The sequence below is a fragment of the Rubripirellula lacrimiformis genome (assembly GCF_007741535.1).
Taxonomy (GTDB): Bacteria; Planctomycetota; Planctomycetia; order Pirellulales; family Pirellulaceae; genus Rubripirellula; species Rubripirellula lacrimiformis.
In genome coordinates this window covers 4,931,764-4,948,183 of the sequence record NZ_CP036525.1, presented here as the reverse complement: position 1 = coordinate 4,948,183, position 16,420 = coordinate 4,931,764, and the positions used below count along the sequence as shown (strand labels likewise).

12 protein-coding genes are annotated in these 16,420 nt (G+C 56.4%); 2 read left to right on the top strand and 10 right to left on the bottom strand.

Annotated features, from left to right (window positions below; all coding sequences use genetic code 11):
- The first annotated feature begins 215 nt into the window (after positions 1 to 215).
- Positions 216 to 1,769, top strand: a complete 1,554-nt coding sequence (locus K227x_RS17490; RefSeq protein WP_218933327.1) for a porin family protein — start codon at positions 216 to 218, stop codon at positions 1,767 to 1,769.
- Positions 1,770 to 1,813: 44 nt separating this feature from the next.
- On the opposite strand, the gene K227x_RS17485 is transcribed toward K227x_RS17490, so the two are convergent.
- The 9 genes from K227x_RS17485 to K227x_RS17445 form a co-directional block, all read right to left on the bottom strand.
- Positions 1,814 to 4,060, bottom strand: coding sequence for a serine/threonine protein kinase (locus tag K227x_RS17485; RefSeq protein ID WP_145171478.1), 2,247 nt, complete (start codon positions 4,058 to 4,060; stop codon positions 1,814 to 1,816).
- A 125-nt stretch (positions 4,061 to 4,185) separates the two neighbouring features.
- On the bottom strand, positions 4,186 to 5,295 hold the full coding sequence (locus K227x_RS17480) for a 3-keto-disaccharide hydrolase (protein ID WP_218933326.1): 1,110 nt from the start codon (positions 5,293 to 5,295) through the stop codon (positions 4,186 to 4,188).
- Between the two features lie 96 nt (positions 5,296 to 5,391).
- Positions 5,392 to 6,936, bottom strand: a complete 1,545-nt coding sequence (locus K227x_RS17475; protein ID WP_145171474.1) for a sulfatase family protein — start codon at positions 6,934 to 6,936, stop codon at positions 5,392 to 5,394.
- Between the two features lie 101 nt (positions 6,937 to 7,037).
- Entirely contained in the window at positions 7,038 to 8,429 is a 1,392-nt protein-coding gene (locus K227x_RS17470) for a Gfo/Idh/MocA family oxidoreductase (protein WP_145171472.1), read from the bottom strand.
- Between the two features lie 175 nt (positions 8,430 to 8,604).
- Positions 8,605 to 10,266 (bottom strand): sulfatase-like hydrolase/transferase, encoded by a 1,662-nt coding sequence (locus K227x_RS17465; RefSeq protein WP_246145878.1) that lies wholly within the window; start codon positions 10,264 to 10,266, stop codon positions 8,605 to 8,607.
- Positions 10,267 to 10,370: 104 nt separating this feature from the next.
- Complete coding sequence (locus K227x_RS17460; RefSeq protein ID WP_145171470.1) at positions 10,371 to 11,087, bottom strand: family 16 glycoside hydrolase; 717 nt, start codon at positions 11,085 to 11,087, stop codon at positions 10,371 to 10,373.
- A gap of 129 nt (positions 11,088 to 11,216) precedes the next feature.
- Complete coding sequence (locus K227x_RS17455; RefSeq protein WP_246145877.1) at positions 11,217 to 12,860, bottom strand: LamG-like jellyroll fold domain-containing protein; 1,644 nt, start codon at positions 12,858 to 12,860, stop codon at positions 11,217 to 11,219.
- Entirely contained in the window at positions 12,857 to 13,393 is a 537-nt protein-coding gene (locus K227x_RS17450; RefSeq protein ID WP_218933325.1) for a sigma-70 family RNA polymerase sigma factor, read from the bottom strand. The genes K227x_RS17455 and K227x_RS17450 overlap by 4 nt, the downstream gene beginning before the upstream one ends.
- 458 nt (positions 13,394 to 13,851) lie before the next feature.
- Entirely contained in the window at positions 13,852 to 15,531 is a 1,680-nt protein-coding gene (locus tag K227x_RS17445) for an arylsulfatase (RefSeq protein ID WP_246145876.1), read from the bottom strand.
- Between K227x_RS17445 and K227x_RS31230 the strand changes: the two genes are divergently transcribed.
- Positions 15,521 to 15,685: a hypothetical protein gene (locus K227x_RS31230; protein WP_246145875.1), complete on the top strand. Its 165-nt coding sequence runs from the start codon at positions 15,521 to 15,523 to the stop codon at positions 15,683 to 15,685. The two genes, K227x_RS17445 and K227x_RS31230, sit on opposite strands and share 11 nt — an antisense overlap.
- 238 nt (positions 15,686 to 15,923) lie before the next feature.
- On the opposite strand, the gene K227x_RS17440 is transcribed toward K227x_RS31230, so the two are convergent.
- Positions 15,924 to 16,259 carry a cupin domain-containing protein gene (locus K227x_RS17440; protein WP_145171464.1) on the bottom strand — a complete coding sequence of 112 codons (336 nt, stop codon included), beginning with the start codon at positions 16,257 to 16,259 and terminating at the stop codon, positions 15,924 to 15,926.
- Between the last annotated feature and the right edge of the window lie 161 nt (positions 16,260 to 16,420).

The following is a 16,420-nucleotide window of genomic DNA, read 5'->3' as shown; positions in this document are numbered from 1 at the left end:
GCGATCCGGGGGCGATCAGCCATGCTGGTCGATGAGCGATTCTGCGAAAAAAGTTGGCATTCGGTTGATAGGGAATGCCAGTCATGCCGAATGAAAGGAATGAAACGGCCGTTTTCGGTCCGCCCATTTCCCCCCGTGCTTTCCTTTCATGCGGTGTCTGAAACGTCATGAACAAGCAGCTGGGTCGACGATGGAGGATCGCATTGGCATCACTGATGTCCCTGCTCTCTGCCGTTGCTGCCCACGCTGACCAGCCCGGGATGGATCCGTCCCAGCCGTGGGCAACGGAATCCAGGACCAACGAACCCGCGACACGCGGGACCGAATTTCCGAGGCAATGGTCCGATTTGACCGCGCTGGAATCTGGCCTGCCGGAATCGCTCGGCTTAAACTGGCTGGACTCCGGATCGTCCATTGGCGAGACGCCCCGGACCGCTCCCGTTCAACTTGCCTCTTATGATTCCGATTCACTGGATCTGCTGGCAACCGAAACTCTGAACGATGCGACTTTCGGTGCAAGTTCGGCGAACGACCTGCAATCCAATCCTTCACTTTCGTCGTCCCAAGTGGTTCCGATTCGCGTTGGCTACGATGGGGGTTTTGTCATCGCTAGCCAAGATGATCTGGATCTGGGAACCGAGCACTATCCTTATCGTTTGAAGCTGAACGGTTGGGGACAGCTACGGCAAACGGTGTTCGCGGGCAACGACTCGCAAGACGATTTGAACCAGATTCAGCTTAAACGTGCTCGAATCATTCTGTCAGGCAATGCGATCAGCTCGGACCTGTCCTACTACGTTCAACTGGATGGGCGAAGCAACGCCAGCGATTCGATCCGAATCTTAGACTACTACTTTCAGTTCGACCTTGCTCATCGTCTTTGGGATTGCGACCGCGGAACGCTTGGCATTCGCACTGGGCTGTACAAGATGCCTTTCTCGCTTGCTAGGCAGCTTAGCGGCAAGCATCTTCAGTTTTCAGACCGATCCATGTCCAGCACCTACTTTGACGTCAATCGCAGTCTGGCGTTGGGCTTCTATGGCGCGACCAATAGTTTGCCGCTTCCGATTCATTGGGAACTGGCATTGTTCAACGGCTTGGTGACCGGTGGTGCAGAAACCGGCAGCAGCGGTCAACTGGACAACAACAACGCATTTTCGGGACGTCTGCATTTCCACCCGACGGGCCAGTGGGGGCCGGGACAGCTTGCGGACTTAACCGGGCACCGGCAACTTGCGACGCGTGTCGGGGCAGGCTTTGCGACCACCACGATTGACCGCAGTGGCACCACCGAATTCAGTTCGATCCGAACAGTCGACTCGGGGCACCAACTTTCCAATTTGCTGCCGTTCGCCGTGAAAAGCTACGACGTATCGATTTTTTCGTTGGACACATCGATGAAGTATCGAGGTTTCTCGGCGACGGGCGAATACTACTTCCGCAACATCACTGGGTTCCAGGGCGATTACGTTCCCAATCTGTTCGACCACGGGTTCTGGCTGCAATCCGGCATGTTCGTGGTTCCCCACAAGATGGAACTGATGGCTCGCTGGTCCCGCGTCAACGGAAACTCGGGAACACTGGGCGTGACCGATCAGAGTTCCGACGAATTTGCAGGAGGTTGGGCTTGGTACTTTGACCAAGATCACGCCAAGGTAACGATGGACGCGACGTATCTGAACGGAGCGACGGTCAACTCGGCCGTGTTGGACATCAACCCAGGCGACAAGGGTTGGCTTGTCCGAACTCAACTGCAGATCAGTTTCTAAGTCGGATCATCGGCCATCACCGCAGCCGATCGCTGGTTGCCGGATTATCGACCGGTATCTTCAGCATCGGGATCCTGGATGGACTGGTCCATCGTGGCATCCATCGCAGCCGATGCTGTTGACGACGGGGTGGATGTTGGCGCGGTCGAAACCTTGGTCTGTGATCCACGTTCGTGTCGCCCCCACCATCGGTCCGCATCCTCGATCGTCCATTGGCTAGCCGCCGCACATTTCGAGATCAGGATTCCGAGATCGCGTGCTGTTTGCGGCCGCTTGGCACGTGACTTTTCCAGACATCCCATGATTGCGTCTTCTAGCTGGCTAGACACGTGGACATTGGTTCGTTTGGTCGGCGGGACGGGCGATTCCTCGATGTGTTTTTGGCACAGGTCGACCAAGTTGGACGCCTCGAAGACGGGTTTGCCCGTCAGCAGGAAATAGCCGACCGCGCCAACCGCATAGATGTCGCTGCGAGCGTCAACGGTCATGGGGGCCTGGATGGATTCAGGCGACATGTACAGGGGCGTGCCCGACATCGAGTTTCCATCGGACGCGGGCGATCCTTCGGTGCGATCGACCGCTTTGACCAACCCAAAGTCCAGCACCTTCACGACGTCCGGTTCACATCCGCGGCGATTGAGCATCACATTGGCTGGTTTGATGTCGCGATGCACAAGTCCTTGTGAATGAGCTTCGAACAGGGATCCACACATCTGCAACAGAATATGGATCACTCTAGCCTCGGACTGAGTTCCGTACTTGTCGACCAGGTCCTGCAGGTCGATGCCATCCAAGTATTCCATGGCATAGTAGAACACTCCCTCCGGCGTGCGACCGTAATCGTAGATCGCGATCGTATTGGCGTGGTTCAATTGACAGGTAATCTGCACCTCGCGTTCGAAACGAGCGATGGAAGTGTCGTTCACCTTGTCGGCATGCAACAGTTTAATCGCAGTGGGACGTCGCAGCATCGAATGATGGCCTTTGTACACGACCCCCATCGCACCTTCGCCTAGCTTTTGATCCAGCGTGTATTGTCCCAACTGTTGGGCTTCGATCACCGCTTCGCGAGATTGGCGTTGCAGTCGGGCGACGATCAGCGTGAACACAAAGATCACGATGGCACATAACAACAACAGAATGAAGATCGTTAGGAACGTTCGTTGCAAGATCACAATCGGACGAAACGCCTGATCCGCAACGACTTCAATTGCGACGCCAATCTTGTACTTTGGCAGCCACCGCCAGGCGCCGATCACGGTCACGCCGCGGTAGTCCCGATAGCCGTCCACGTTCAGGTTCGAATTCCCTGCGATCGCATCGGCAGCCATGGTCGTCAGCGGCAATTGAGACCGGCGGCGGTTGGGGCGAAATCCGCGCGTCATGTCGTCGCCCGGGTCGCGTACCGACATCTGCAGGATCGAATGCGAATGGGGTTGGTCCGGCAATAGTCCCAGCAAGATGAGGTCTTCGTCAAAGCGACTGTTGCTGATCATGATGCCGTCTTCGTTGAAGGCATAGGTTTCGCCCGACGCACCGATTCGACCAAGTTGAAGGATCGGGATGAATTCTCGTTCGGGACGGATCTGCAGCGCAAGCACGCCGACCACTTGGAACGACGGGTCACGAACGGGGGCGCACACATACATGGTGGGGACGCCCATACGAGATCGTCCGTCGATGCCCTTCATCATCACGACACTGGGAAACGGGGGTGAGACGAATGCTTCGCCGGCGAGCGCCCGATCGATAAAGGATTCGTATTCGGCGATCCCCTGTTCACCGATCAACGCGGTGTGGGTTGCCGAAACGACTCGTTTGGTTTTGTCCACCAAAAGATAGCTGTCGAATTCGTGGGCCGACATCGCAGGGCCCAGCTCGGCCGCTAATTCCAGGTGGGGGTCGGTCGTCGATGGCGATGTCGAAAGACTGTCGTCCTGCTGGAACAGTTGGTACACCGTTCGGCGCACCGACGCGTCGTTGGCCAGAGCTTCGGCGGCGGATTCCTGAACGCTGAACCACTTGGTCAACATTTCGGCTTCCAGATCGACCAGCGTCTGCATTCCCGAGCTGACGTTACCTTTGATCGTCGATTCGATCGCACTGCCCATGAAATAGCCGATGGTCGACAACATCACGACCGCAACGATCGGCCAGATCCAGAGCTGCTTTTTCAGGTACAGTCCGGTTCGGGTAACCGTCATGGAAATGCTTCGCGAAGCCCACGTCATGTGGGCATCGGGCTGCACATGGGAGTTGCGGGATCGGCTAAACCGGTTCAGTGGATTCATGCTGGGCAGCTAGATAGGGAACGTCGCAGTTTGCGAACCGTAGCCTAATCGAAATCGTTTTGAATCGTAGAATTCGGGTTTCGCCTTCTGAATACCCAAGGGGGGGCGAAGCGACCGCTACACAACTAGTCCCGCGGTACGATCCAGATATTGCGATATTGGGTTGGATTGTGGTGGTTTTGAACGTAGATGGCTCCGCGAGGCACTTCGTCGCGTGGACCCGAGGGGCCGCCGCCGGTTCCCTCAGGCAATGGAATGTCATCGTGGATCAGAATTCCATTCTGGTGCACGGTCATGCGGGCGTCCGAGATCTTTTCGCCATCTTGGAATCGAGCGGCCGTGAAGTCGACATCGAACGTCTGCCAGGCCAACGGCGGCAAGCACATGTTGACGTCTGCCGCACGAATCCCATAGATCGATCCGCACCACGTGTCCGGGTGCTTCTGGACATTGTCGATCTTCCAACGATCCGGGGCGAAATCAATTCCAAAGGTGTCGCAGACCTGGACTTCGTAGGCACCGACGGCAAAGACGCCGCTGTTCCCTCGCCCGGGGTGAGCCAACGGAAGTTCCGGTTTGAAGGGAACCATCGTTTCGAAGTGCAGTTGGAAATCCTGGAACTGATCTTTGGTTTTGGCACCGGCTTGCAGCAACCCGTTCAGGATCTTCCCATGGGCCCAGTGATCCATGTTCTTGCCATCGAATAAGACGACTGCGTTTTCCGGTGGCGTGGGGAACGTCAGCGATCCCGATCGGTCCACCTTCGTCAAACCTGCTAACCGATCTGCGATTGAATCTGCCTGAACCCATTCATGCTGGATCCGGCCACGATCCCATCCTGCCCCAGGTAGTCCGCCCTGATAGATGGACAGATAGTACCGACCTTCGCAGGGAACCACCTGAATGGCCTGACGATCCTTGATGTATTCCCCCAAGAATCCGAACGCAGCCGATTCTCGGGCCGCAACCATCGGGTCCGTCCAAGTGGGAGTTTCCGCCACCTTGTTTCCGGCCACCTTGTTTCCGGGCACCTTGCTTCCGGGGACCTTGTTCCCGGAAACGTTGTTCCCGGAAACGTTGGCAGCCGGTCCGCCAGCGTCGGTTGCAACGGCCGCCCGGACTGTCGTTCCATCCGGGGTGGTCTTCCCCGGCTGGTCAGCCTTCGCCGGGAAAACGCAGCATGCGCAGACCCAAGGTATCAGCGTGGCAATCAAGCAAGCATTCGGTCGGTTCATGGTGTTCCAGGGCAGCGCGATCATTTCCAACCGCAGGAAAGTGAAAGGAAGTTTGGGAAGTTCAGCATGGACGGCAAAGCCGATCCGGCGAGCCGACTATTTTCGCTTTGGCTTTTTCGTGAACGGGATCACCGGGCGTGCCACCTTTTCATTTGGTCCGCGGAAAACATAGGGTTCCCACTGTTCGCGGATCTGTTTCCACTGTTCCAAGGTGCGGGTTGGGTACCAACCCGGTGCCCCGTACTTGGCAAAGTCATACTTGTCGGTATTTTGCTGAACCCACTGGCCAACGGTCGGTGTGGGGCAGGAATCCGGGAAGATACCGATTCCGCGAAATTCGTCCGAAACACCTTGGTCATTGATCACATCATTGCGCCAACGATCTAGTTCTGCGATCAATTCGGCTTTGGCATCGGCGTACTTAGGATCATCCGCCACGTTATGGATCTCGTGGGGGTCGGTGCGCAGATCGAACATCTCGATCTCTGGCTTGGTCGCCGACATGAACGCCGCTTGGGCGGGTGTCAGTTTGCCTTCCAGGTTCAGCACATTCAGCTCGGCCAGCGGCGGATAGGACGCCTCTTTATAGAAACTGAACTGACAATAAGCTCGCTCGGGCATCAGGTTCTGGATCAACTTGTATTCCTGGCTGCGAATCGAACGCATCGCGTCGTGCGTGTCGTCCATTTTGTCGCGAGCGGCGAACACATATTTGCGTTGCCCGACATCGTCGCTGAACAGATTCTTGCCGTGCAGTGGAACCGGCGGTTGAATCCCCGCGGCGTCCAAAATGGTGGCACAGATGTCGATCGACATCACCAGGTCGTGATTGACTTGTTTCGGCTGGACCTTTCCGGGCCAACGCAGGATCATCGGAATGCGAGTTCCTTCGTCGTACAGGAATTGTTTGCCGCGAATGTGGCAGCGACCATGATCGCCAATGAAAAATACGATGGTGTTCTCTGAAAGTCCTTCGTCGTCCAATCGTTTCAGCAATTCGCCGACCTCGCGATCCACCAACTGCATCTGTTCCAATCCGTTGGCCCAGTCGCGGCGGATGAATGGGGTGTCGGGGTAATACGGCGGCAGTTCGACGTCGTCCCCGTCGATCGGCCGAACCGGATCGCGATTCCAGGCGCGGTGAGTTCCACCGAAGGTGATACGTGCAAAGAACGGCTGGTCTGGGTCACGCTGATTCCAGTCGCCGCCCATGAACAGTTCCTCTTTGGAATCTGGCAAGAAATTGCAGTCGGTCTTCCAACTCATCAGGCACGTGAAATAGCCGGCGTCGGCAAACAGGTGCGGAATCGGGCGGATCCCGTACGGCAACGGTTTCTTGTCGTCGGTGCGATGCTGGTGTGCACCGATGTAGTTCTGGTGGAAACCGGTCATCATCGCCGATCGCGAAGTCGAACAAACCGGCGATGTCGTGAAGGCCCGCTCGAATCGAATGCCTTCGGATGCCAGTTTGTCGACATGCGGCGTTTCGATTCCTTTGGTGCCGTAGCACGACAGATCGGGGCTCCAGTCTTCGATCGTGATCCACAGGACATTCGGACGCTTCGCATCGGTCTGGGCAAATGCGACGCCTGAAAGCACCGCGACGAACAGAAAGGGAAGCGTGACTTTAAAAAGATGCATGGCAGGAAGGTTTCCTTTGATTTCGGTATGAAGTGTTCATGCCGCCGCGTTGATCGATCGGTCTAGCGACAACAATGGGGTTGGCTGGTCGACGCGTTCGCCTACATCTCAATTTGGTAGCCGTCGCGGTAGGGCCGCTCCATCATGCTAGCGGCTAAGTCGTCACCGATCACGGTTTCAGTCTTTTGGTCCCAATTCACCGTCCTTCCCAACCGGCAACAGATGCCCGCCAAGTGGGCGACGTTCAACATCTTCATGTGCGAATGGACGTCCGAGATAGGGAGCACACGATTGTCGATGGCGTAAATTAGATTTTCCCAATGTGCGTGCCGGTCGTTCTGTTTCATGGGCATGCCACGATAGATTTTGGAGATCGCATCATCCGGCAGCGGATTGGACGTCAAGTCTTCGACTGGTTTTCCAACCAGTTTGCCGCGGTTGACGAAAATGCGCCCTTCGTCGCCTTCGAAAAGAATTCCGTTGTCGACATCGTTGCGGATATTCATGTCGATATCGCTATCGGCAAACGATACGTGCAGATCAAAGCTCTGGGCTGTGTTGTAGCGATCGGTTTGAACCGGGATACCGTCTTTGAACTCCACCGCGTGCTTCGCCGTTCCGCCGACCGATACTGGATCGTTGTTTTGCCCAGCGGCAGCGATTCCAAGCATCGCGATGTCGAAGTGGTGGGCGCCCCAATCGGTCAGCTTTCCGCCGGAATGTTCATACCACCAACGAAACTGAGTGTGCCCGTTGGTGAATCCGTTCTTAGGATCTCGCTTGGGGTTGACCAAATAGCGATACGGAATCGAGGGCGTCGGGCCCAGCCAGCGGTCCCAATCCAGTTCGGCGGGGACTTCCGTTGCGGGGATCTCTGGACTCCATCCACCCCCGTCAATTCCGACGACCAATCGTTTCAGCTTTCCGATTCGACCTTCGGCAATGATTGCCAAGGCATGATTGAATTTGTCGAAACTGCTGCGTTGCTGCGTGCCGACTTGGACGACTCGCCCCGTCTGTTTTTGGATTTTGCGGACCAGTTTGCCCTCGTCAATGGTCAAGGTCAGAGGCTTTTCGCAGTACGCGTCTTTCCCTGCTAACATCGCTTCGATCAAGATCTTTGCATGCCAGTGATCCGGTGTCGAAATCTGTACCACGTCGATGTCGTCACGAGCCAGGATTTCGCGATAGTCCGAATAGGTATCGGCCTTGCCATCGCACAACAGGTGGTTGCCCGCGTCGAGATGTTGCGAATCGACATCGCACAGTGCAACCAAGTCGGCAAACTCTTTCCCGACCGGCGCTGTTCGCGTTCCATTGCCGCCAACGCCGATCAATGCAAACTGCAATCGGCTGGCTTTGGACTGAGCCCGCGCTGGTGACGTGGTCAGGTGGTACGGGACCAACACGCCGGCGGCCGTAGCGGTCGACGTTTTTAGGAATTGGCGTCTGGATGAATGATTCGGCGTCGTAATTTTCGATGGGTAGGACATGGTCAACCTTGGGGGATGGATGTTGCGTCCAACACGTGTTGGATCGGGTGGGGTTGAATGGACAAGGATGCTTGGACGGCCGAAGAAGCGGATGCTCGGTCAGCCGCGGCAGCGGGCAAAGGGGGCAAAGGGGGAATCCGCGGGCTGCGGAGCCGTGTCCGCTTGGCCTGCGATGCTACTTCGTTTTGCCTTCGCGAATTTCAGGGACGACAATGGTCGCGGACGGTTGGTCTACGTCGCCTTTGGCCAGCGTCACGGATGCTTGGCATTGTTGACGCATTTGTTGAAGACGTTCGGCATAGATCGGACGTGCCACAAGGTTGACCGATTCACTGGGATCCGAGGCCAAGTGGAACAGTTCCTCGTACACCGGAGCTTCGCCTTCGATCGAACTGGTCAGCCAACGTGAATAGCTTTCGATTTGACTTTGGCTGACTTGGTACAGCGTTTTCTTTGTGACACTGGCGAACTGATCGCGATCGTTTTCGAAATACCGGATGTACTTCCAATCACGCGTTCGTACAGATTCGATTCGCGGGTTGCCAAAGTAGGTCGACCATAGGTTTTCTGCGAAACTGACATCGCGGATGCTGTCGGTGGTTCCGTCGACCAGGGGGCGAAGACTGTGCCCCTGCATTTCATCCGGAAGGTCAGCGCCGGCGTACTCAATCAGGGTGGGTGCGATGTCGATCGATTGAACCAATGCCAAGGACCGGCGGCCACGCTGGTCCGTATCGATTCGCGGATCCATCACAATCATCGGTACACGCAAACAGGCTTCGTAGTTGAGTGCCTTTCCGCCGAGTCCGAATTCGCCGTTCATCAGCCCGTGGTCCGAAGTGAAAATGATGACGGTGTTGTCGGCGAGCCCTTGTTCGGCAAGCGTCGTTCGAATCCGGCCCACCATCCGATCGATTCCTGTGATCGTCTGTGCTTTGCGGACCAGTTGTTCTTTCAGCAGTTCAGGGCTGTCGACAAAGTCATAGTTGGTTTGTCGGAAATCGCTGAACAGCACATCCGCGGGCAGTTTTGGCTTTCTGATCTGGTCCGCGGCAACGTAGGTTTGGGGGATGCCAATTTGATCCATTCGGTCTCGGAACATGGTCCGATACAGTTCGGGATCGGTGGGCAGCATTTCCATCGATCGGGTGCCTGATCCGTGCGGCAAATTGCAGGCGATCGATAGGCAAAAGGGTTGGTTGGCGGGACGTTGCTGCAAAAATGCGTCCGCACCTTCGATGAATCCCGCACTGTTGGAAAGAAAACTGACGGCGCCTTCGCCCACGACTTCGGTCTGTGTGTCGGCGATCGCATGTTCGAAAATTTTGTGTCGACGTTTGGGATAGAACGATAGATGCCCGTGGCCGGCGTACCAAAAGTCAAAGCTATGATCGATGACGTCCGAGTCATAGCCTTGGGGGCCGATGGGAACATGATTCTTGCCAACGTACCCCGTGAAGTATCCGGCGTCGCGCAGCACCATCGGATAGCCCTTGGACCATGCCTGCTGGGTCATCGCGGTGCCAGAGTTGAAATTGACGCCATGTTTGCGTTCGTACTGGCCAAGGAAATAGCATGCGCGACTGGGCGTGCAGATCGCGCTGGTCACCGATGCGTTGGCGAACAGGGTGCCATCGGCGGCCAACTGATCCAAGTGCGGTGTTTGCACGAACTGATTCCCCGTGCAACCAAGCGTGTCATATCGCTGGTCGTCGGTCAGAATGAAAATCAGATTGGGACGCCCCGATGCCGGTTCCGCGGACTGCACATCGCAGCCAAACGGGAGCAGAGAAAGGAGCAAACAGAATGGGCGAAAAACACTTCGTCGAAACATCATCAACTCGGTCGTGGACTTCACGGCAGGGGAAAGACAGTGCGCTTGCCCGAATTCGAAATTCGGTTTGGAATCCATTCCACCAGCACCATTGGTGACCAACCCGGTTACCGGGTGGTGCTTGGATCGATTCGATAGGCCATCAGGTTGTCAAAATCGATGGTCGAACCGTTGACCGTGAATCCGAATTTTGATTTCGTGGCGTGTGCGAACCCAGGTGATTTCAGGCTGGTGGCAAGCTTGCCATCCAGAAATGCCTGCATCTGGTCGCCTTGAATGCGGACTCGCAGATGATGCCACTGGCCTCGTTTGAGGTCGACTTTGACCGCGGATTGAGTTTTGGCTAGCACCTGCTGAAGAGTTTGTTTGTCAGCGTCCGTGGCAGCGGGATTCTGGCGGATTTTGCGAACTTCTAGATTCATGCTGCCAACTTTATCGTCACTGACATTCAATTGTTTGGGCGAGATCGAAACGCGACAGATGTGACCGGAGTGAACCGATCTTTCGTTCTTGTCATCGATCACGAAATTGAATCGGCTGCCGCCGCTGAACCGAAAGTCAAACTCGATTTCGATGTCGTCAAATGCCAACTCGGTACGGATCACAGCGCCGTGATCGTCATTGGTTTGTTTGCCGATCAGAACTCCATCCACCACCGACCATGCGTCCTCCATTCCGCGAGCAGTGGAATAGGCATCGCCCACCGATGTACGACCGTCAAAGTTGTCTTGCAGGACGACGGTGCGATTGGACGGTTCGTCGGCCGAAACGGCAGCGGTGCAAAGGATCGCCATGAGCGACAGGACGGAGAAGATCGTTTTCATCTTGTGGGATTTCCTAGGTCGGTGGGGACTGCACCACAGAGACTTGATGCGGTGTGCTTGGAATGCAGGGTCGGCTTGTTCGGTGGTGTTCGTCCAGTGATGGATCGATGCATTTGGTTTGGATTCGTTTCAGCGGCCCGCTTCGTACATTTCGCGAATGGCTTTCGCATCCAAGGCGGACCGTAGCAGCATGAATTCGTCGATTCGTCCGTCCAAATTGCGAACGGGTTCGCCACCTTCGGTACGGGGCTTCAACCAATTGCCGATCTCTGCGGTTCCGATGCGAAGCGGTTTGGCCGAAGGCAGTTGGTTGGATCCAGCATGGTCCCCGTTGATGTAGTGCTGGACGGATTTGGTTTCGCTATCGTAGACCGTTGCCAGATGCATCCAGCGTCCGATCGGGGTGACCGAATTCAGCGGCTGTGACGGGCTACGCATCGCTCGTGCTTCTTGGGGCGTTGGTTGACCAATCCCAAGCTTCAGCACTCCTTCGCGTGCTATCTGCCAGTGGGGTTGCCAGGGTTCAAACGTGTCAGTCAGCAACAAGGCTTGATTGGCGCCCCGCAGTTCGTCCACGCGTGCCCAGCAGGCGAGCGTTAATTGGGGAAAATCCCCTGGCACTCGTACCCGCACTCGGTCCGCCGAATGGTAGAAACCGATCGCGTTCTTTCCGGGCCAGCGTCCTGCCATCGATTCGCCGCCAACGATGGTTCCTTGGCTCGGTTCTTGTGGCGGACTGGCTAGGTTGTCGACACGCTGTCGGTGCGGTTTGTGGTCGCGAGGGTTTTCGAAAGTGAAGTAGAGCACTAAATCGGAACGTTTCGCGAACTGCTGGCTCCATTGAACCCACCGCTGGCGGCGTTGTTCCACCGAACGATCGATCGCAGATGCCGAAGGGAATTCGTCGGGATCGAGTTCGGTTTCGCGGGTGGCGAAAGCGGGCCCGACTTCGACGCTTTGTCCCTGGTGGACCGGATGCCCCGGCTTGTCATCGTCGACGTCTGGTTGATCGATGGGGTACAGGTCGACCAGCCCGTCAAACACGTGTACTTTCGATAGCCCTTGGTATTCGGCCGAAATGGCAAACTCGGTTCCGCGGTCGACCAACTGCACCGATTCGGTCGTGACGGTGAACCCTAATGCCTGTTCGGGAACGACTGCGCGAATCTTTCCGTGATGAAGATGGACTCGATCGAGCGAGATCAGGTCCAAATCAACAGGGCCTTCCAAATACATGGTGACACCGTTGTAGATTTCGATCTCTGCGAGTCCGGATTCTAACTGCAATCGACCAGGGCTTAGCATCGCCGGAGACTGTGTCCGGCCCTTCCAGCGGTCGGCAGTGGATTGGACCAGCATGGCGATCGCGCCGCTGGAATCGGTCCGGTGGGGAAGTTGGCTGACGACGCTGTTTGATGGTGTCCAAAAACGCGGAGCCAACATCAGCAACAGGACTGCGGCCAGTGCGGTTGCAGCGATCCATGGCATTGTGCGGCCAGAAAGATGGCTGGCAAGCCAAGCTGCAAGCGTGCCGGTTTCCGGCGAATCGGCTTCGTTGCTGGCGGCCACCAGATCCACCAGATCCACGATGGATCGGCGATCCATCTCGTCGCTTAGCATCGAATCCAAACGAAAGTGATCGACCCAGCATTCCATTCGTTGGCGGTCTTCCTGCATCAACTGTTCGGCGCGTGCCAGCCCCACGTGATCAATCTGACCGTTGACCGCTAGGTCCAGAAGTTTCGCGAACTCGCGATCTGATTCGGACTTCACGCTAGATCCCCCAAGCGATTCTGGATGCATTGAATCAGCAATCCGCGGATCCGATAAAGTGTCTGCCGAATCGAACCCGCTGGCCGATCCATTTCGCTCGCGATACTGCCAATCGTTCGCTCGCTGGCGTACCGCATTTCGATGAGCGCCCGCTGCGCCGGAGGCAGGTTCTGCAGACACCGGCGAAGTGCGTCGCGTTGTTCGTCAAATCCGGATGCCCGCTGGGTGGCGACCTCTGCAAGTTCATCAAGAAACGAATCGTCAAAAACCAATCGGCTGCGTGCAAAGGTGCGGCCGCGTTCCATCACCTTGTAGCGAGCAATCTGGCTGGCCCATGCCCAGAAATCAGTGCCGATTTCGAAGGTGTCGGCTTTTTGGCAAATGACGACGTTGACCTCTTGCAGTAGATCGTCCACGTCGGCGTGCCCAGCGATCATGCACCGCAACAGTCCACGAAGCCGCGACTGGTGCTGTGCAATCAGTGCCACCACCTCGGCGTCGACGCCTTTTTGTTCGTTATTGCCGGGCTTCAATGTTGTTTCCAAACCTTGTGCTGTTTCGCCCTGACCGAAGTCCGATCGCGATCACAGACGTGTCGAATGTCCACTGACTGACCTAGCAACGAGCGATCAATCAGTGTCGCGATTCAAGTCATCTCGGCCCCGCCGCGCAGCGGTTTGCGGAGGAGAGAGTAAAAAAGAGGGGGAAGAAAGAAACGACACTGATTGATCGCTCGTTGCCTACATGAGGCCAATGACGTCTATCAGCGGAGTGTCAACAAAATAGCCCGAAAAAGGTTGCCCGAAGCAGGTTTTATCGCTGGCGAGAGCGATTTCGCCTGCGGGGAAGTCTGGCGAGGGCCAATTCGTCCGGATCGATCCGATTGGATCGGGAGCCCGCCCGCCCGGCCCGACTGTGGTCAGGCTGGGCAATGACCGTACTGAGCCTGATCAAGCTGGGCAGGATCAAGCTGGGGGGGCGGGGATCACTCTCAATTGCCAATCAACTTGGCGTCGACGAAATAGGCACCACGTTGGTTTCCGGTTTCTGCGTCCACCAACCACGACTGAAGCAAGGCATCGCCTTCGGCCAGTTCCACTTCGAATGTCGCCGACGATTCATCTGCCCGGATCGTTTGTGAAAACGTCTGGTCGCCGATTTGAAGTGTCGCCGAATCGGCTTTCATGGCAGCGATCGCGTCACCCGGAAAGCGTGACAAGCGGATTTGGTACCTTCCCGTTCGAGCGAAGTGGACGGCCCAAAAACCATTGATGAACAGTTTGTCGTCGCCAAGCTGTTCCTGCTTCCAGATCACCCTGCCTTTGACTCCCGGGATGGTGTCCGGATGCCAGTCGCGGACAGTCAAGCGAGTGGGGTTTTCCATTGTTCCAATTTCAAACCGTGCATAGGGTTCGCCTTCGGCAAAGACGTCGGCATAGTGTTTTTCGTACTGCGCGAACAACTGCTCGACCACTTCGGGGTGCTGTTGGGACAGATCCTGTGTCTGGCCTGGATCGTCACCATGGTGATACAGTTCGCCGTTGACCATTCGCCATTGCTCCGTCAGAACCGCGTACTTGGGATAGGCGGAACGGCGTCCTGGATTCATCTCGAGCGATGGTTGATCGGCTTGCCGCTGGACAAACACGGTTCGCTGTGGCCAATCGACTTCTTCGCCCAGCAACAGCGGTGCGATGGATCGTCCGTCGAACGGTTGATGGGGGGCAGACTTGGATGGTTCCAATTTGCAGAGGTCGATCAACGTTGGCAACCAATCGCGGTGCGTGGTCAGTTGATGAATTCGACGTCCCGGTTCCAGTTTGTTCGGCCAGCGTACGAAACAGGCGACGCGGTGCCCGCCTTCGTAGGTTGATCCTTTCTTGCCTCGCATCCCGGCATTGAACCCGTCGTCATTCGCTGGGTTCCCGTCACTGCCCTGCGCGGTCCCGTTGTCGCCCATGAAGATGACGATGGTGTTCTGGTCCATTCCCTTCCGTTTCAGCGTCGCGCTGAATCGACCTAGATTTTCATCGAAGTTTGCGATCATTCCAAAAAACTTAGAACGTGCTTCGTTATGCCCTTGTTCCAGGAAAGGATCCGAATACTTCTTCGCGACGTGATGGGGGCCATGCATCGCGTTCAGCGGTAGGTAAGCAAAGAACGGAGCGTCGGATTCTTGTGTGACGAAACGTTGCAGTTCGCTGAAGAATACATCGGTGCAGTATCCGTCGAACTTTTCGGGGACTCCGTTTCGATAGTAGGTGTCATCGAAGAAGTCGTTTTCGACAGGGTTGCCAATCTCGTCGGCTCCGCCCGCTAAGTGACACACCACATCCTGGAACCCCCGAAAGCGAGGCGCATACGGGTGTGCATCGCCGAGGTGCCATTTGCCAAACATTCCCGTCCGGTACCCGGCATCGGCGAACACGTTTGCGATGGTTGATTCATCCCGTTGCAGCAACTGTCGCCCCTGAACCACCGCCCAGGCACCGACGCGAGTGCAATACCGACCCGTCATCAATGCGGCTCGCGTGGGCGTGCAGACCGGATCGACGTGATAGTCTTCCAGCCGCACGCTTTCGCTAGCCAATTGGTCCAAATGGGGTGTCTTCAACCACGGGTTGCCGTGACACGACATGTCGCCATAGCCCTGGTCATCGGTGACGATCAAGATAACGTTGGGCCTGGAAGCATCCGAAGCGTTGCCGGATGAGGCATCGCCGGATTGCGCCGCTGCGGACGAAAGCATCGTCAGCGACAGCATCGTCCAACAAGCGGCGATGTTGCCGGTCGACAATGGATGTCGTCCTGCCTTGGCACGATAACTTGCCAGCAGAGATCTAAAAGCGGTGGAGAACAAACTTTGGCTATGCCGCATCATGATTCACGTTTGGATCGAACGGGAAGTGTTCGCCAAAGTGTCGTTCCCGAATCGCGGCAAGTCAATTCGAAGCCCTGTCGATCGGTGTGCGTCCCAAGCGTAAGTCGCCAGCAGATGCCACATTGTCGACATCCGTTGGTTACCTCGTCTGCAGTGAATCTGCAATCGAACGCCGATGATTCTTAGGCCGGTTCGTCGCGGTCATTGAATCGTGCTGGCGGGCTGGTGGCTTCGATGACAACCACCGGTTCGACAACGCGGTATCGGTGCGGTGCGCCTTCGGGGACAAGCCACGAGTCGCCTGGATGCAGATGGACAATCTCGCCGTCTAGATCCAATGCCAATTCGCCGCTGATCACCAAGCCGACGGTTTCGTATTCACGGCAAACCGAATGATTGAACTCACACGCGTCCATTTCCCAGCGTCGCAGCGCGACCGACTTTCCGCTGGCAAGATACCGCTGGCCCATCTGGCCGGATTGTGCGTCCGCGTTTGAAGTGACCTGTGGAATGTCCATCGCTATTTCCCTTTATCAAGTGGCTTGATCCGCATCGTGATTCGTTGACGATCCAAGTGGATTGCCAGTGGAATCCCGGCCGATGACGGCCGTTAGGGATTACGGAGTGCACTTGCTGGGCCAACACGGGTCGGTTGGAGCCGAAACTTCAGCCCCAATGT

Bases quoted from the DNA above. Each gene is read 5' to 3' on its own strand.
- K227x_RS17465 (WP_246145878.1), bottom strand. From the start codon at position 10,266: ATGATGTTTCGACGAAGTGTTTTTCGCCCATTCTGTTTGCTCCTTTCT.
- K227x_RS17460 (WP_145171470.1), bottom strand. From the start codon at position 11,087: ATGAAAACGATCTTCTCCGTCCTGTCGCTCATGGCGATCCTTTGCACC.
- K227x_RS17440 (WP_145171464.1), bottom strand. From the start codon at position 16,259: ATGGACATTCCACAGGTCACTTCAAACGCGGACGCACAATCCGGCCAG.
- K227x_RS17490 (WP_218933327.1), top strand. From the start codon at position 216: ATGTCCCTGCTCTCTGCCGTTGCTGCCCACGCTGACCAGCCCGGGATG.
- K227x_RS17470 (WP_145171472.1), bottom strand. From the start codon at position 8,429: ATGTCCTACCCATCGAAAATTACGACGCCGAATCATTCATCCAGACGC.
- K227x_RS17475 (WP_145171474.1), bottom strand. From the start codon at position 6,936: ATGCATCTTTTTAAAGTCACGCTTCCCTTTCTGTTCGTCGCGGTGCTT.
- K227x_RS17480 (WP_218933326.1), bottom strand. From the start codon at position 5,295: ATGAACCGACCGAATGCTTGCTTGATTGCCACGCTGATACCTTGGGTC.
- K227x_RS17485 (WP_145171478.1), bottom strand. From the start codon at position 4,060: ATGAATCCACTGAACCGGTTTAGCCGATCCCGCAACTCCCATGTGCAG.